General features: G+C 62.8%; 16 protein-coding genes and 1 pseudogene. 13 read left to right on the top strand and 4 right to left on the bottom strand.

The features are described from left to right. Nucleotides 1-182 precede the first annotated feature (182 nt). Both PG881_RS07355 and PG881_RS07350 read right to left on the bottom strand, forming a co-directional pair. Complete coding sequence (locus PG881_RS07355; protein ID WP_162901879.1) at nucleotides 183-1,049, bottom strand: nuclease-related domain-containing protein; 867 nt, start codon at nucleotides 1,047-1,049, stop codon at nucleotides 183-185. A 224-nt stretch (nucleotides 1,050-1,273) separates the two neighbouring features. Further along, entirely contained in the window at nucleotides 1,274-2,230 is a 957-nt protein-coding gene (locus PG881_RS07350; RefSeq protein WP_118880910.1) for a hypothetical protein, read from the bottom strand. A 222-nt stretch (nucleotides 2,231-2,452) separates the two neighbouring features. Here PG881_RS07350 and PG881_RS07345 point away from each other — a divergent pair, with 222 nt between their 5' ends. The 7 genes from PG881_RS07345 (at nucleotide 2,453) to PG881_RS07315 (ending at nucleotide 9,640) form a co-directional block, all read left to right on the top strand. Then, a complete protein-coding gene (locus PG881_RS07345; RefSeq protein WP_118880911.1) occupies nucleotides 2,453-4,036 on the top strand; it encodes a CHASE4 domain-containing protein in 1,584 nt (527 codons plus the stop codon). Between the two features lie 228 nt (nucleotides 4,037-4,264). Then, nucleotides 4,265-4,915 carry a DedA family protein gene (locus PG881_RS07340; RefSeq protein WP_045527294.1) on the top strand — a complete coding sequence of 217 codons (651 nt, stop codon included), beginning with the start codon at nucleotides 4,265-4,267 and terminating at the stop codon, nucleotides 4,913-4,915. Nucleotides 4,916-5,010: 95 nt separating this feature from the next. Next, the gene (speG, locus tag PG881_RS07335) at nucleotides 5,011-5,544 is read left to right on the top strand and encodes a spermidine N1-acetyltransferase (RefSeq protein WP_016351180.1); all 534 of its coding nucleotides are present in this window, start codon (nucleotides 5,011-5,013) and stop codon (nucleotides 5,542-5,544) included. Nucleotides 5,545-5,795: 251 nt separating this feature from the next. Then, nucleotides 5,796-7,091 (top strand): DEAD/DEAH box helicase, encoded by a 1,296-nt coding sequence (locus PG881_RS07330; RefSeq protein WP_162901880.1) that lies wholly within the window; start codon nucleotides 5,796-5,798, stop codon nucleotides 7,089-7,091. Between the two features lie 99 nt (nucleotides 7,092-7,190). Continuing rightward, the gene (locus PG881_RS07325; RefSeq protein ID WP_118880912.1) at nucleotides 7,191-7,829 is read left to right on the top strand and encodes a DUF2913 family protein; all 639 of its coding nucleotides are present in this window, start codon (nucleotides 7,191-7,193) and stop codon (nucleotides 7,827-7,829) included. Nucleotides 7,830-8,097: 268 nt separating this feature from the next. Beyond that, nucleotides 8,098-9,141 carry a M35 family metallo-endopeptidase gene (locus PG881_RS07320; protein WP_162901881.1) on the top strand — a complete coding sequence of 348 codons (1,044 nt, stop codon included), beginning with the start codon at nucleotides 8,098-8,100 and terminating at the stop codon, nucleotides 9,139-9,141. A gap of 64 nt (nucleotides 9,142-9,205) precedes the next feature. After that, on the top strand, nucleotides 9,206-9,640 hold the full coding sequence (locus tag PG881_RS07315; RefSeq protein ID WP_024945781.1) for a hypothetical protein: 435 nt from the start codon (nucleotides 9,206-9,208) through the stop codon (nucleotides 9,638-9,640). Nucleotides 9,641-9,659: 19 nt separating this feature from the next. Here the strand turns inward: PG881_RS07315 and PG881_RS07310 are convergent. Further along, nucleotides 9,660-10,657, bottom strand: a pseudogene (locus PG881_RS07310) (questin oxidase family protein). 72 nt (nucleotides 10,658-10,729) lie between these two features. On the opposite strand from PG881_RS07310, the gene soxR reads away from it, so the two are divergent. The 6 genes from soxR (at nucleotide 10,730) to PG881_RS07280 (ending at nucleotide 14,777) form a co-directional block, all read left to right on the top strand. Further along, nucleotides 10,730-11,197, top strand: a complete 468-nt coding sequence (soxR, locus tag PG881_RS07305) for a redox-sensitive transcriptional activator SoxR (RefSeq protein WP_264098699.1) — start codon at nucleotides 10,730-10,732, stop codon at nucleotides 11,195-11,197. A gap of 68 nt (nucleotides 11,198-11,265) precedes the next feature. Beyond that, nucleotides 11,266-11,844 carry an O-methyltransferase gene (locus PG881_RS07300; protein ID WP_118880913.1) on the top strand — a complete coding sequence of 193 codons (579 nt, stop codon included), beginning with the start codon at nucleotides 11,266-11,268 and terminating at the stop codon, nucleotides 11,842-11,844. 9 nt (nucleotides 11,845-11,853) lie between these two features. After that, entirely contained in the window at nucleotides 11,854-12,264 is a 411-nt protein-coding gene (locus tag PG881_RS07295; protein WP_016351173.1) for a nuclear transport factor 2 family protein, read from the top strand. A gap of 267 nt (nucleotides 12,265-12,531) precedes the next feature. Then, nucleotides 12,532-13,305: an amino acid ABC transporter substrate-binding protein gene (locus tag PG881_RS07290; protein ID WP_118880914.1), complete on the top strand. Its 774-nt coding sequence runs from the start codon at nucleotides 12,532-12,534 to the stop codon at nucleotides 13,303-13,305. A gap of 57 nt (nucleotides 13,306-13,362) precedes the next feature. Continuing rightward, nucleotides 13,363-14,019 (top strand): amino acid ABC transporter permease, encoded by a 657-nt coding sequence (locus PG881_RS07285; protein ID WP_017410894.1) that lies wholly within the window; start codon nucleotides 13,363-13,365, stop codon nucleotides 14,017-14,019. Next, nucleotides 14,016-14,777 carry an amino acid ABC transporter ATP-binding protein gene (locus PG881_RS07280; RefSeq protein WP_118880915.1) on the top strand — a complete coding sequence of 254 codons (762 nt, stop codon included), beginning with the start codon at nucleotides 14,016-14,018 and terminating at the stop codon, nucleotides 14,775-14,777. Before PG881_RS07285 ends, PG881_RS07280 begins: the two co-directional genes overlap by 4 nt. 86 nt (nucleotides 14,778-14,863) lie before the next feature. Here the strand turns inward: PG881_RS07280 and PG881_RS07275 are convergent, their stop codons facing one another. Beyond that, nucleotides 14,864-16,279, bottom strand: coding sequence for an FAD-dependent oxidoreductase (locus PG881_RS07275; protein WP_017410896.1), 1,416 nt, complete (start codon nucleotides 16,277-16,279; stop codon nucleotides 14,864-14,866). Between the last annotated feature and the right edge of the window lie 3 nt (nucleotides 16,280-16,282).

Genomic DNA, 16,282 nt, shown 5'->3' with positions numbered 1-16,282 from the left:
ATGGATACCGTGTCTCCTTTCCCGGGGAATGGCTATGGCACAGCGAAGGTGTAGCACTATTGGGATCAGTTATTTAGGCCAAGGGGTTTTAAAGCGGCGATAGGGTGGTAAACATAAAATGAATCCCCTGCACAGTTTCAATGGCTCTGGCCCGTTTAATGATTCGGTATAGTGTTTTCCAATTAAGGGGACTGACTGTGTAACAAAGTAACGCCCCTGCATTTTGGGAATCCACTGCATCCCCAAAACTGATTGCCCTTGTTCTCCCCCCGAGTTGCGGTGCGCAATATCATGGTGCTGCCACATCTGGGGCAGATCGGGGGTGGATTATCCGGTGGCGATACGCTCTGTGAGGGTGGGTTTGCAACGAATTGCCTGACAGGTGCGCGGGTGGAAACATGGTTGGCGGATGGGACGGCATGACGAGCCTTGAGCTGGGCGACATGCTGCCGGTGGGTTTGCCAACTGGCGGTCAAGCGGCCTTGCTGAATGGTGTCGACAATCCGATCGACGTCGGCGGTGCTCAAGACGGGAGTGATCTTGCTCTTGATATAGCTGACTAGGCCGCGACGCATGACGTTCTCCGGCATGGGGGTCTTGAAGGTGCAGTCGCCAATAAAATAGACGATGGAATGCAACTGGTGATCCGCCAGCCCCAGCAGGGATTTGAGGGTCATCAGGTGCAGATAGTTTTGATGCAACGGGTTTTGAAAGCCGTGCCGGCGTCGAAACAGCTGCTGGGTCCAGCGCTTGTGGCTGGGATCGCCGAAGATCCACCCCTTCATGTTTTTGGTTTCTATCACGAATACCCCGAAGCGGGAGACGAGCACCTGATCGATCTGGGTGCTGCCCTGCTCGAGCGGCAAGGTGACATTGCTCAGCAGATGATATTCCTGCCGGTCGAGAAAGAGCCGGATGCTGAGATTGAGCAGCCACTCCCCGATCATGCCCTTGAACCAGGGGCTCTTGGCGATGGTGGCCAGCAACAGCAGTGGCAGCAGAAACCAGAGCTGGTTCAGCAGAACGGCCATCAGGGCGGTAACGTCCATGTCATCTCTCCTCGCTCCCGATACCTCTCCCTGGCGACGGGGCACTCTGATTGGCGTGAGTCTGGCTTGGCACCAGAGGATTGGCGCCATCCGGAAAATGGGGTGCCGAAGTGAACTACTGTAGCGAGTTGACCAGAGGGAATGTGTGACGGCTTGCACCAACTGAGCGGCGCATCACTCTTTTTGTGCCAACGCCAGAGAGGGAAGCAGCCGCAGGGAGTGGCCTAGAAGCTCATCGCCAGCCCAACGCCGTAGCCGCTGGTGTTGTGGCTGAACATATAGCGGGCCACCAGCCGGGTGCGGGTGACGAAGATATCGTACTTGCTGCTGTCGAGCTCCACCCCGAGGCCGAGGGAGTTGAGGGAGTTGAAGCCAAGCAGGCCGCGCTGCTCGCCCAGGTATTCGGTGCGGGCCCCCTCCATCACGTAGCGCACGGGTTTGCCCAGCAGCGTCAGATTGCCGATGGGGGCGCGCCGGCGCAGATAGAGGCCGAGGTTTTCGGCGTTGGCCTGGCCGGTCACGCTGGCGGCGGTGCCGCCAAAGCTCTGCAGGTGCTGATAGGAGTAACGCAGCTCGGCGTCGATGTCCTGGCCGGGGGAAAACAGCTCGTAGTCCAGCATCATGGCGCCACCGAGGCCGTAGACGTCGAGCCGGCCGCCATCGAGAAAATCGAGGTTCTTGCCGGTGTACTGGCCCAGCAGCCAGTTGCCGATGCGCAGATCGCTCGCCACCGTGCCGAGGGTGACGTTGCCGATGGGGCGCAGCACCCAGTTGCCGCCTTGGCTGTCCCGGTGCAGCCCTATGTCCCAGCCGATCCCGCCGGTGGCGGTCAGGCTGTTCCACTTGGTGGGAACGGTGCGGCTCTCGCTGCCGTTGCTGACCACGAACTGGGGATCGTAGCGGCTGAATCCCAGGGTTCCTTCCAGATAAATCGGCACGCTCTCGCTCATGGTGGCGCCGCCGCCGATCTGGGTCATGTTGAGGGCCGAGGATTGATTGGTGCCGCTGCCGATGTTGATGTTGCTGGCGGTGATGTCGGGCACCACGGTGAAGGTCATCAGCGACACCACGGCGTTGGCGCGCTGCTGCACCCGCGAGTCGTCGTCGGCCATGGCCTGGCAGCTGCACAGCAGGCCAAGCAGCAGGGCGGGGCGAAGCGGAAGGGTGAGAGGTGTGAACATGCCGGGATCCCGTGAAGCCTCTTCCAATGAGGCACGGTTACACTGTAGCGATTTTTTGTTCGCTTGGCAGCCCCAACCGTGAGCCGGATGACGCCATTTGTGCCCATTCACGCCATGGCGCCGCAGGCTGGTCGCTCTGGCGAGCTTTTTCGCGCAAGGAACAGGCGTAGAGGCAAAATCCATTAAACTCAATGGGTCACCTGTTCGGGAGTGTGGGTAAAGATGAAGATCAGCCGCAAGATTACGCTGACCATAGTGCTGACGCTGCTGCTGTTGCTGGGGGTCGGCTATGTCGGCCTTCATTATGTGGTCGGCAACAAGTTCGGCGAGCTGGAGCGCATGAGCGTGGAGCGCAACCGCGAGCGGGTCCGGGCCGTGGTGCTGGCCGAGCTTGGCCAGCTCACCATGCTGGGGCAGGACTGGTCCGAGTGGGACGAGACCTACGCCTACATGGTGAGCCGCGATCCCGCCTATCTGGCGGCGAATCTCAACGTGCGCACCTTCGAGACCCTGGGGGTCGATCTGGTGGCCCTCTATGATGCCGACAAGCAGCCGCAGGCGGCGTTTGCCTATCATGGCGGCCAGCTGGTGACGCAGACGCCGGCCCAGCTTGCCTCCCTCACCGATTATCTGGTGCGCTACGGCAGTCTCAAGCCCAATGCCGGCATCTGGTTTGACGGCGAGCGTTACTACCTGCTGGCCGCCACCCAGATCCTGACCAGCGAGGGGGAGGGGCCGAGTCGCGGCACCCTGCTGCTGCTCAAGGCCTTCACCACCCGGCTGGTCCATCAGCTGCAAAAGCGCACCAATCTCTCGCTCTCCTTTTTGAGCCCGCAGCAGCTGGCCACCAGCCTGGGGGTCACCACCCTGGCCCGGCTCAGGGCCAACGACAGCCTGATCCTGCCGCAGGAGGAGCGACTGCTCACCTTGGCCCAGATCGATACCGTGCAGGAGGACTCCCCGCTCATCTTTCGCTTCACCCTGCCACGGGATCTGATGCTGGAGGGCAAGGCCATCGAGCGCCACATCTTCTGGCTGCTGAGTCTGGGGACCTTGCTGTTCGGGGCTCTGGTGCTGCTGATCCTCAACGGCTATATCGCCGCCCGTCTGCAGCGGCTGAGCGCCAATCTGCGGCTCATCGGCGACGACGGCGCGGTGCGCCGGCTGCTGGTGGAGGGCAACGACGAGATCTCCCAGGTGGCCATTGACTGCAATCGGATGCTCGATCATCTGGACAGCCTGCGTCAGCGCCAGCTCGACAGCGAAGCCCGCCAGAAACTGCAGCACGGCGCCCTCATTCATCTGGCCAAGAGCGATCTGCTGAGCGGCGAGGATCCGGGCCAGGCGGCGCGCCACATCAACGAGGCGATCTGCTCCGGCACCGGCGCGGCGCGGGCCAGCGTCTGGTTCAGTGCCGAAGACAAGCAGAGCATGTACTGCCAGGATCTGTTCTTTTTGCCCAAGCTCCATCACCAGCAGGGCTTTCACCTGCCCTATGCCTTGATCCAGGGGCGCTATGAGGTCTCCAAGCCCGAGCATGAGCCCTGCCTCATCCTGCGCGAGCCCTACGACCTGACGCGCTTTGGCGCCATGCTGGCCCAGCTCGGGCTGGAGGGGCTCTCCGGCACCATCCTGATGGCTCCCCTCAAGCAGGGGGATGAGCTGCTCGGTTTCATCATCGCCGAGCGGGCCAGGCTGAGCGAGGTATGGCATCCCGACGAACTGGCCTTCGTGCTGTCGGTGTGCGATCTCTCGGCCCAGACCCTGCTCACCCTCACCAAGCTGCAGCGCCTCAAGCGCAGTTGACGCCGTTTTGCTGTCTGGGCCCCTCCAGCCGGAGGGGCCCGATTTTTTGATGGCCTTGGCCGATTATCTCCCCTATCCATGACCTGTATTAATTTCTTGTTCACTTGGCCGGGTGTATAACGGGCCACCCTCAGGGAGAAAAGGGGTTGGCGACAGGGAGGGTCTGCCGCACCGGAGGCCGTCAGGCCACCCAGGATGGATGCTCACGAAGTTGATGGGAGTCACCAGATGCAGGACATGCTGCTTGCCATATGGCAACAGGACTTTGACCAATTGATCCAGATGCAGGCGGTGGGCCTGCTCGTCACCTGCCTGGTGGTGATCCTTTTTCTCGAATCGAGTTTCGTGTTTCTGCCTCTGCCCGGCGACAGCCTGGTGCTGCTGGCCGGCGGGCTGGTGGGGATGGGGGTGCTCGGCCCCGAAGTGACGCTGCTCTACATGCCGCTGGCGGCGGGGCTTGGCAGCCTGATCGCCTATGTGCAGGGGCAGGCGCTGCACGGCACCGCCTTCATGGGCCACGTGGAGCGGATGATCCCGGACGGCAGCCTGCCGCGGGCTTCCCGCCTGCTGCACAACTACGGCTTCTGGGCCATGTTCTCCTCCCGTTTCGTGCCCTTCGTGCGGGTGCTGACGCCCATGCTGATGGGGGTCTCGCGGCTGCACCTGCCGCGGGTGATGATCGCCAGTTTTGCCAGCGCCTTCCTCTGGGCCCTGGTGCTGAGCCTGGTGGGCAAGGCCGTGATGGCTGCCCCGCTGTTCGCCCAGTATCACGAGCTGCTGACCAAGTGCCTGCTGGTGACCTCCCTCGGCCTGTTCGTCATCGCCATGGCCGCCATCGCCATCCGGCTGCTCAAGCGCCCGACCAACCGCATTCGCTGACCGGCCGGGGCAGGGGCCCCGCCGTCTGTTGCTCTCACTCTTCATGGCGCCGCCGCCCCTGGCCGGCGCCCCTTCACGCTGCAAGCAGGTACCTTATGTCATCCCACGACACCTTGACCCTTCGCCCCCTCGAGCGCGAGGATCTCAAGTTCGTCCATCAACTCAACAACAACGCCAGCATCATGCGCTACTGGTTCGAGGAGCCTTACGAGGCGTACATGGAACTGGCCCAGCTCTATGACAAGCACATCCACGACCAGCACGAGCGCCGTTTCATCCTCGAGGTGGCGGGGGACAACGTGGGGCTGGTGGAGCTGGTGGACATCCGCAGCATCCATCGCCGCGCCGAATTCCAGATCATCATCGCCCCCGCCCATCAGGGGAAGGGCTATGCCAAGACCGCCACCTTGAAGGCGATGAAGTACGGCTTCAATGTGCTCAACCTGCACAAGCTCTATCTCATCGTCGATCGGGACAATGCCAGGGCGATCCACATCTATCAGGAGCTGGGCTTCGAGCCGGAAGGGGAGCTCAAAGAGGAGTTCTTCATCGATGGCCAATACCGCACCGCCATTCGCATGTGCCTGTTCCAAAGAGACTTCCTGGCCCAGAATGGCCGAGGTGGCTGAACTCCCGTACGGGCATGAAGGGCTGCTGGCGGGGCGTGTTCGCCTTGCCAGCCAGGCGGCCCTGGCCCCATGAAAAGGGCGCGTATTTGAGGCAGAATTTGCGCCATCTATCTGTTACACTTCGCGCCCGCCATTTTCCGGCCACTCTCTGACTTGATGTCAGGCACAGCCGTCGGTGGTCTGCACCGACTTTTCGCTCATGCCGAGCTAACCAAGCCAGCCACAGTCCAGCTGGAACACAGGAACCCATTATGAGATTTGAATCGTTCGATTTTGCCCCCGAGATTTTGCGCGCCATCTCAGAGTGCGGTTATCAGGAGATGACCCCTGTGCAGCAGCAGGCGATCCCGGCCATCCGCCGCGGTCGTGACGTGCTGGCCAGCGCCCAGACCGGTACCGGCAAGACCGCCGCCTTTGCCCTGCCTATCCTGCAGCGGCTGGTGGACAATCCGGCGCCGGTGCAGCCGTCCAACGCCCGGGTGCTGATCCTGACCCCGACCCGCGAGCTGGCGGCCCAGGTGGCGAGCAACATCAATGACTTCGCCAAGCATCTGGATATCACCACCCTCACCATCTACGGCGGTGGCAAGCAGGATGTGCAGGCCAGAAAACTGAAAGCGGGCGCTCACATCATAGTGGCGACCCCGGGCCGGCTGCTGGAGCACCTCACCGCCTGCAACCTGAGCCTCTCCGGTGTCGAGTGCCTGGTGCTGGATGAAGCGGACCGCATCCTCGACATGGGCTTCAGTGCCGATGTGCAGCAGATCCTGCAAGCAGTCAACAAGACCCGTCAGAACCTGCTGTTCTCCGCCACCTTCTCCGAGGCGGTGAAGAAGCTGGCCAACCTGATGCTGGACAAGCCCCAGATAGTGAGCGTCAACAAGCAGAACTCCACCGCCGATACCGTCAGCCACACCGTCTATCCGGTGGAGCAGAAGCGCAAGCGCGAGCTGCTCTCCGAGCTCATCGGCAAGCAGAACTGGCCGCAGGTGCTGGTATTTGCCAGTACCCGCGAGAGCTGCGACGAGCTGGTAGCCGAGCTGAACCTCGACGGCATCAAGTCGGCCGTGGTGCACGGCGACAAGGCGCAGGGCAGCCGCCGCCGCGCCCTGCGCGAGTTCACCGAAGGCAAGCTGCGGGTGCTGGTGGCCACCGAAGTGGCCGCCCGTGGCCTGGATATCCCGGATCTCGAGTACGTAGTGAACTATGATCTGCCGTTCCTGGCTGAAGACTACGTGCACCGCATCGGCCGTACTGGCCGCGCCGGCAAGAGCGGCATGGCCATCTCCTTCGTCAGCCGTGAAGAAGAGCGCACCCTGCTGGAGATCGAGGCGCTGATCGGCCAGAAGATCCGCCGCATCATGGTGCCGGGCTACGAGGTGAGCAGCCGCGACGAGCTGATCAAGCAGCTGCAGGAGCGTCGTCGCTTCGGCAAACGCCCGCAGCGGGAAGACAACGCCGCCGCCCAGGCCATGGCCGAGGCCAAGCTGCAGGGCCAGCGCCTCAAGCGTATGGCCGCCGCCAAGAAGCCGCGCCAGCCGAAATAAGGCGCGCAGGCCGCTCTATTGAACCGCAAAGGCGCCACTGGCGCCTTTGCCATCTCTGTCATCGGTGTTGACTCCTGGTAGTCAACTCAAGGATTGCTTATGACCGCTCCTACCTACAATCAGGCCCTGTTCGAGATGGCCAGCCAGAGTCTGGCCGAACTGGCCCGCACCGCCGAGCAGAAGGCTGGCAAGCGTACCCCGGCGCAAGAGAGCCATTTTCTCTGCACCTGGATGGCCGACTCCCTCAAGGAGAAGCGCTTCTCCCGGCTGGTGATGGAGGATTTGAAGGATTGGGTGCAGCTTGGTCGCACCCTGGGGGCCGGCGCCGATCTCAAGGGGCTGCTTGAGCGGATCATGAGCCAGTATGAGCGGGCCATGGCCGAACCGACCGGGCTCGGCAGCCGGCTGGCCGCCCTGTTGGCCGAGCTCGCGGCCGAGGGTTGGTTAGTAATTACCGACAGCGAGGTGAGCGCCAAGCTGCGCCTGCAATCGGGCGGTCAGCCGAGCCTCATCATCAGCGCCAGCGAGTATCAGGGCCACATCGAGGCGGGCGAGCTGGTGAAGCCGCTCACCCTCTATGTGCGCGGCGACGAGGCCCGGCTGGCACGGGTGGCCTTTGCCCATCGCCTGCTACTGAGCCAGGGCAACAAGAAAACTACCCTGGTCAAGCACCACAAGGCTTACCGGCTGATGCCGGGCAACGCACAACCGGCGCTGGCGCTGCTGATGGGCCCCTGAGCTGGGTTTGTTCCATCTGTCTGAGACCCCGGCCCGGTGCCGGGGTTTTTTATGGGCGCGGGGCGGAGTGGCAGGCATGAGAAAGGGGAGGGCACCGCGACTCTTGTCGCAGCAAGAGGGGACATTGGGCATTCCCCCTATCCTGGGGGGCGTCCCCCATATGGTGGGATGGTCGCGGAAAAAAACTGCTCTAGGGTGAGTGGGCCCCAAAGAGGGCCTTGAAGGAAGCAAACCGCCTGACAAGGCGACACTCAATGAATGAGGAAACATGATGAAAGCGACTCCCATTGCCCTGTTGCTGGCCGGCGTGCTGGCCTCCCCGCTCTGCGCCGCAGGGCTCGATGCCCAGCTCACCCTGGTGGATGGCAACAGTGACGACGTGCGCGTCAACCTGACCCTGACCAACAGCGGGGACAAGCCGGTTCGCCTGCTCAAATGGCAACTGCCGGGCAGCGAGGATGCCCCCCTGTTCCTGGTGGAGCGGGACGGCCAGCCGGTCAGCTACGAGGGGGCCCTGATCAAGCGGGCTGCCCCGACCGACAAGGACTTCCAGCTGCTCAAGGCCGGCCAGAGCCTGACGGTGCAGGCCGAGGTCTCCGGTCTCTACGACATGAGTGCCCAGGGCCAGTACAGCATCCGCTACCTGCTGCCGACGTTGCCGCAAGAGGCGAAAGTCGCCAAGGCCAAGCAGGCCCAGGCGAGCGAATCCAATGCCGTGACCCTGTGGGTGGACGGAGTGAGTGACGAGCGGGTGCTGGCCAAGGCGGCCCCCCTGGCCGAGCCGCAGGCGGTGACCGCCTCGGTCAGCTTCAGCGGCCGCTGTACCAACACTCAGAAGAGCGACATCCTGGCGGCGCTCGATGCGGCCAGCGGCATCACCAACAACTCCAGCAGCTACCTGGCGGTGGACAAGCCGGAAGGCCAGCGTTACCGCAGCTGGTTTGGTGCCTATGATGCGTCGCGCTGGGAGCAGGCCGAGACCCACTTCAGCAAGATCAAGGATGCCATCGACAACAAGCCGCTCACCTTCGACTGCGGTTGCAAGCAGAGCTACTTTGCCTATGTCTATCCGGATCAGCCCTACAAGGTATACCTGTGCAAGAGCTTCTGGACTGCACCGGTCAGCGGGACCGATTCCCGTGCCGGCACCATCGTCCACGAGCTGAGCCACTTCAACGTGGTGGCGGGCACCGACGATCTGGGTTACGGTCAGGCCAATGCCCGCAACCTGGCGAAGACGGATCCGGTCAAGGCGCTCAACAACGCCGACAACCACGAGTACTTCGCCGAGAATACGCCGAGCGAAAACTGATTTGCCGACCGGGGGCCGCAAGGCCCCTTCTTGTCCATGTCGTTTGTCACAGGAAGGAGCGACCATGATGACACTCTTGCTCACCACCCTGGCGCTGGCCCCCCTGCAGTGCGATCTGTCGGTCAAGGCACAAAGCCGGGTCAACGAGCCGCTGCCGCTGGTGATGACCCTGACCAACCGGGGGGAGGGGCCGCTCGAGGTGCTGAGCTGGTTCACACCGTTCGAAGGCTGGTTTGCCGATGCCATCGATCTCACCCTCGATGATCGGCCGATACCCTACAAGGGCCCGCTGGCCAAACGGGGCAACCCGGGCGCCGAGGATTTCTTCTTGCTGGGGGCCGGTCAGCAGAGCCAGGCCGATGCGGATCTGACCCTGGTCTACGATCTCTCCCACCCTGGCCGCTACCAACTGAGCTACCGCGCCCAGCCGCTAACCCTGACCCGGGGCGTGGCTCCCCGCTGCCCCGTCATTCACTTCACCCGGCTGCCCGCCTCCTAGGGCAGCCCCTGTGTACTACCTAGATGACATCCGGCCCGGTGAGTGGCGCCAGCAGCCCCGCCGCGCGGGCGGCCACCGCCAGATAACGGTCTGCCAGCAAAGGCCTGGCGAGCCCCTCTCGCCAGCAGCAATGCACCAGCTTGATCACATGATCGTCGAGGCTCGCCACTGCCCGGGCCAGCACGTTTTGCCACGCCAGCTTGCCGGTATCGGGCCAGACCGGCGTCTGCAGTGACGGCGTACCGACCGTGACATAGGCGGCCGCCACCGCTTGCCACATCAGGGTCTGCCAGCGCGCTTGCCATGGCGCTGGCAGATAGCTGGCGACGATGGCGGCGGCGCGGCTACCGGTCACCATGTGCAGCACGGTAAAATTGCCGGTCTGCCAGTAGAGGGCGAGGGCGCGTCGGCCAGCTGCACCAGCAGATCCGATGATGATACCCCGCTCGGCAACCCGCTCGCCCAGGTCGGCGTATCCGTCACCTGCCGCAGTCGCTCGGTGATCCACTCGCCCTGCCAGCGTGCGCCTTCCCATTGCTGGGCCAGCGCGCTCAGCAGAGCGTCGATATCCTGCACCGGCGCCCGCTGCCCGGCCGGCACCCACAGGGGGCTGCACTGCCAGGCGGCCAATGCGGCGGCCTGCTCTCCCAGATGGCCATTTTCCAGCGCGCAGGCAAAGCGGATCAGCGGATGGAAGGCGCCGCCGGCCGGCGAGAGACCCTGCTCCAGCAGGCTGGCAAAGGTGGGTAGCCAACCCTCGTCGGCCAGCCGTGTTGCCAACTGCTGACGCAGCCGGACAAACTGCAGCTCCTCCTCATCCCCCTGCTGTTGTTCACCCCCCGGCAGGGCATAGTTGGCCTGCCAGTGTGCGAAGAACTGCTGCAGCTGGCGGGGATTGGCGCCCATCTCGTGCAGGGCGTGCAATGCCATCGGGCAGTGGTTGGTGGTGCCGCATCCGTTGAGGGAAAAGGCTCGATTGGCATCGAGCAGATGATGAAGATGATGAAGATAATGCATAATCATTTGACTCCTTTCATAAGGGGAGACAGGATTGTGCAAGTTAAAGCTAACTTGAGGTCAAGCGTGGCGATGGAACGCAAATGGCTGGCCATCGGCCAGATAGCCAAACGCTCGGGCGTCAAGGCCAGCGCCCTGCGCTTCTACGAGCAGAAGGGGTTGATTGGCAGTGTCCGCAGCGAGGGGGGCCAGCGGCTCTATCCGCAGGATGTGCTGCGCCGCATCGCCTTCATCCGGGTGGCGCAGGGCATGGGGTTGAGTCTGGGCGAGATAGGGGAAGCCCTGGCCGGCCTGCCCGAGAGGCGCACCCCGGATCGCCGCGACTGGGACGGCATTGCCGGCCAGTGGCAGAGCCTGCTCGATCGGCGCATCACGGCTCTGCAGCAGCTCAAGGAGAAGCTCGGCGCCTGCATTGGTTGCGGTTGCCTCTCGCTGGAGCACTGCGCACTTTACAATCCGGATGATCAGGCCGCCGGACAGGGTGAGGGTCCCCGCTACCTGCTGGGGGATACGCCACCGAGCGGGCCGGCAGCAAAATGATGAACATGAGGGGCGGTCCAGCCATGCCATGCACCGGGCCGACTCGTTTACACCGTCAAGGAGGAGACATGGCACTGGAACAACTGAAACGGGAGTTGGAGCTGTTTGGCGAGCAGAATGACGGCGCGCAACAGTCCCGTGGCAGCAAGATGCTCAACATTACCCGCGATACCGGCGAGCTGCTGGCGGTGCTGGTACAGACGAGGGGGGCCGATGCTGTGCTGGAGATCGGCACCTCCAACGGTTACTCCACCCTCTGGCTGGCCGAGGCAGTCAAACGGCTGGGGGGCCGGGTCACCACCATCGAGCTGGACGAGGGCAAACGGGCCATGGCGGCCGCCAACTTTCAGCGGGCCGGGCTCGAACCCTGGATTGAGCAGTTGGCGGGCGAAGCAGGCACGCTGCTGCCCACCCTGCCGACGGCCGTTTACCCGCTCATCTTCCTCGACTCCGATCGCCAGCACTACCAGGCCTGGTGGCCCGAGATCCAGCGCCTGCTGGCCCCCCGCGGTCTGCTGGTGGTGGACAATGCCATCTCCCATCGGGAGGAGCTGGCCGAGTGGATGGCAGAGGTGGAGCAGGATCCGGCCTTCGCGACCTCGCTGGTGCCGGTGGGCAAGGGGGAGTGGTTGGTGGTGCGGTTGTAGGGGACAGGCATGGAAAACAAGACCATGGAACCAAAAGCAGTGGTGGAGGCCTATTGGCAGGCCATGCAGAGCAACGATTTCGTCAAGGCCTCCAGGTGGCTGAGCGATGACTTCCTCTGTGACTGGCCCCAGTCGGGGGAGCGGATCGAGGGGCGGGCCAACTTCGTCGAGATCAATCGACGCTACCCGGCGGCCGGGCCCTGGAATTTCGATGTCGTTCGCCTGCTGGAGCAGGGGCGGGAGGTGGTGACCGAAGTGGTGATCACCGACGGTGAAGTCGAGGCGCGTGCCATCACCTTCCACACGGTGCGTGGCAATACCATCTGCCATCAGACCGAATTCTGGCCCGATCTCTACGAGGCGCCGCACTGGCGTCGTCACTGGGTCACCAGTATCCCGCGGGAGTCGCAACCCGCCTGATATGGTTTCCGCTGGCGGAGCGCCGCCAGCGGAGCTATTCCTCGGCCAGCCCGGTCACTATTTTTTCGTTATCCATTATTTCGCTAAATATCCCCGTATTTCATGGTTGGGTCATGCCATGCGCCACGTTATGTTTCATCCATACCGCCGGCAAGCATTATGAAAGTTATCTCTGCCGATAATTAATGTAAACATGATAACCGGCAGTTTTTATTTTGTGGTGGTTGGCAAGCGTTCTGGATGTTCATAAATATAACGAGGTGAATAATGAAAAAACGGCACTCCCTGTTTTTAATGGCGGCACTTCCGCTGGCACTGATGACCTCGGTACAGGCACAGTCAAGCCTGGCCGAGATCCAGCGGGCCGGGGTGATCAAGATCGGCACCGAAGGGGCCTATCCTCCCTTCACCTATCACGACAAGAGCGGCAAGCTGGTGGGCTTTGACGTGGAGATCGGCGAGCTCATCGCAAGCGGTCTCGGCGTGAAGCCCGAGTTCGTCGAGGGCAAGTGGGACGGTCTCATCGCCGGGGTGGACGCCAAGCGCTACGACCTGGTGCTCAACGAAGTGGCCATCACCCCTGAGCGGCTGAAAAAATATGACTTTTCAGACCCCTACATCACCTCCAAGGCGGTGATCGTGGTGCACAGCGACAACCACAGCATCAAGAGTTTTGCCGATCTGAAGGGCAAGAAATCCTCCCAGTCGCTGACCAGCAACTTCGCTCAGCTGGCGAAATCATCGGGCGCCGAGGTGGTGGCCACCGAGGGATTCAACCAGTCCCTTGAACTGGTGCTGACCGGGCGGGTGGATGCTACCCTCAACGACAGCCTCTCCTTTCTCGACTTCAAGAAACAGAAGCCGGACGCCAAGTTGAAGGTGGCGGCCACCGAGGCCAAGGGGGATCAATCGGGGGCCCTGCTCGCCAAGGGACAACCCGAGTTGCTGGCCGCCATCAATCAGGCGCTGCGCAATGCCAAGCAGGATGGCGCATATCAGAAAATATCGCAGAAATATTTCGGCACCGACGTCTCGCAATAATATCGCGGCAACATAATAACAACTGAGGATATTAACGTGCCGGCCTGGTTGCAGTTAATGATCGACTCTTTTTGGCCCCTGCTCAGTGCGGGGCTTATTTTTACCGTGCCGCTGACCCTGATTACCTTCGTGCTGGGAATCGTGCTCGGCTTGTCGGTGGCGCTGGCCAGATTATATGGTCCGGCCCCGCTGGTGATGCTGGTCCGCTTTTATGTCTGGCTTATTCGGGGCACCCCGCTGCTGGTGCAGCTGTTTCTGATTTTTTACGGTCTGCCGAGCGCGGGCATAGTGCTGGATGCCTTCACCGCCGCCGTCATCGGTTTCACCCTCAACATCGGTGCCTACAGCTCGGAGATCATCCGTGCCACCCTGGCGGCGATCCCGAAAGGGCAATGGGAGGCGGCCTATTCCATTGGCATGAACTGGCCCCAGGTGATGTGGCGGGTGATCCTGCCGCAGGCTGCGCGCATCGCGGTGCCGCCGCTCTCCAACACCTTTATCTCCTTGGTCAAAGACACCTCGCTGGCGGCGGCGGTGACCGTGCCCGAGCTGTTTCAGGCGGCTCAGCGACTCGCCTCCGTCACCTATGAGCCGCTCATCCTCTATGTCGAGACGGCCCTCATCTACCTGTTGTTCAGCTCGGTACTCTCCACCCTGCAAGACAAGCTGGAGCAGCGACTGGCTTATAAAGAGACCCGGGAGGTCGCCCTATGATCCGCTTGAGTGGCATCGAGAAACAGTTTGCGGGGCAGCGAGTGTTGAAAGGGGTGGGGCTGGCGATGGCCGCGGGCAGCGTCACCGCCCTGATCGGCCCCTCCGGCAGCGGCAAGAGTACCTTGCTGCGCTGCGTGAACCTGCTGGAGCGACCCGATGCGGGCCAGCTGGTGCTGGGGGGCAGCGAGCTCGACTTTGCCCATCACCTGTCCCGCCAGAGCGTGCTGAGCCTGCGCCAGCAGACCGGCATGGTGTTCCAGAACTTCCAGCTGTTCCCGCACATGACGGTGCTGGAGAATGTGCTGGAAGGGTTGGTGACTGTGTTGAAGTGGCCGAGGGAGCGGGCGGCGGCGCGCGGCCTGCAACTGCTCGACAAGGTGGGGCTCAGGCACAAGGCCGAGGCGGTGCCTGCCACCCTCTCCGGCGGTCAGCAGCAGCGGGTGGCCATTGCCCGGGCGCTGGCGCCAGCCCCCAAGGTGCTGCTCTGTGACGAGCCCACCTCGGCGCTGGATCCCGAGCTTGCCCAGGAGGTGGTGGCCGTGCTGCGCCAGTTGGCCAGTGAGGGCACCACCATGCTGATCGCCACCCATGACTTGCGTCTGGCGGCCCAGATCGCCCAGCAGGTGGTCTTCCTGGAGGCGGGTGAGGTGGTGGAGGCGGGCAGTGCGCGCCAGATGTTCACCACCCCCAAGCGGGCACGTACCTTCGAATACATCTCCACCCTCACCGAGCGGCTGCCGGAGAGCTGGAGCATCTAGCCGGTTTTGGCTGATCGAGAGCGATATAAAAAAACAGCCCCGCACGAGCGGGGCTGTTTGCATGGCTGCTTGGTTGCGGCGGCAGATCACACGGCCAGATAGTCCATGATCCCTTCGGCCGCCTTGCGTCCCTCATAGATGGCGGTGACCACCAGATCGGAGCCGCGCACCGCGTCGCCACCGGCGAACACCTTGGGGTTGCTGGTCTGGAAGGCATGTTCGGCCTGCTCCGAGGCCTTGATGCGATCCCGGCCGTCAAGCTCGATGCCGTGTTCTGCCATCCAGGGCTGAGGATTGGGCTGGAAGCCGAACGCCATCACCACCGCATCGGCAGCCAGCACCTGCTCGGAGCCTGTCACAACCACCGGATTGCGGCGGCCATTGGCATCGGGGGCGCCGAGCTCGGTGCTCACCACCTTGATGCCGCAGGTGTGGCCCTGGGCGTCCAGCGCGACGCCGACCGGCTGCAGGTTGAACATGAATTCAACCCCCTCTTCGCGGGCATTCTTCACCTCCCGCTTGGAACCCGGCATGTTCTCCTCGTCGCGGCGATAGGCGCAGATCACCTTGTCGGCCCCCTGACGGATGGCGGTGCGGACGCAGTCCATGGCGGTATCGCCACCGCCGAGCACCACTACCTGCTTGCCGGCAAAGTCGATGTAGTCGGCTTGCGCCTTCTCAAAGCCCAGCAGCCGGTTGGCGTTGGCGATGAGGTAGGGCAGGGCGTCGTAGACTCCCGGTGCCTCCTCGTTGGCAAAGCCGCCCTTCATGTACTTGTAGGTGCCGACCCCGAGGAAGACCGCATCGAACTCGCCGAGCAGGTCGGCGAAGGTGACATCGCGACCCACCTCGGTCTCGAGGCGAAACTCCACCCCCATCCCCTCGAAGATCTCGCGGCGACGCTGCATCACCTCTTTTTCCAGCTTGAAGGAGGGAATGCCGAAGGTGAGCAGACCGCCGATCTCCGGATACTTGTCGAACACCACCGGGGTGACGCCGCCCCGTGCCAGCACGTCGGCGCAGGCAAGACCCGCCGGGCCGGCGCCGATGACGGCGACCCGCTTGCCGGTCTTGACCACCTTGGAGAGGTCGGGCTTCCAGCCCATCTCGAACGCCTTGTCGGTGATGTATTTTTCGATGTTGCCGATGGTGACGGCACCGAAGCGATCGTTGAGGGTGCAGGCACCCTCACACAGTCTGTCTTGCGGGCAGACCCGGCCACACACCTCCGGCAGGCTGTTGGTCTGGTGGGAGAGCTCCACCGCCTCCAGAATGCGTCCCTCGTTGGCCAGCTTCAGCCAGTTGGGGATGTAGTTGTGGACCGGGCACTTCCACTCGCAGTAAGGGTTGCCGCAGTCGAGGCAACGATCCGCCTGCATGCCGACCTGGGCCTGGTTGAAGGACTCGTAGATCTCCACGAACTGGATCTTGCGGATCTTGAGCGGCTTCTTGGGCGGGTCGACCCGCTGCACGTCGATAAACTGAAATACGTTCTGGCTCATAGG

This window comes from Aeromonas sp. QDB54 (assembly GCF_027707385.1).
Lineage (GTDB): Bacteria > Pseudomonadota > Gammaproteobacteria > Enterobacterales > Aeromonadaceae > Aeromonas > Aeromonas hydrophila.
Note: the sequence above shows the minus strand (reverse complement) of the source record. Positions and strands in the feature narration are given on the sequence as shown.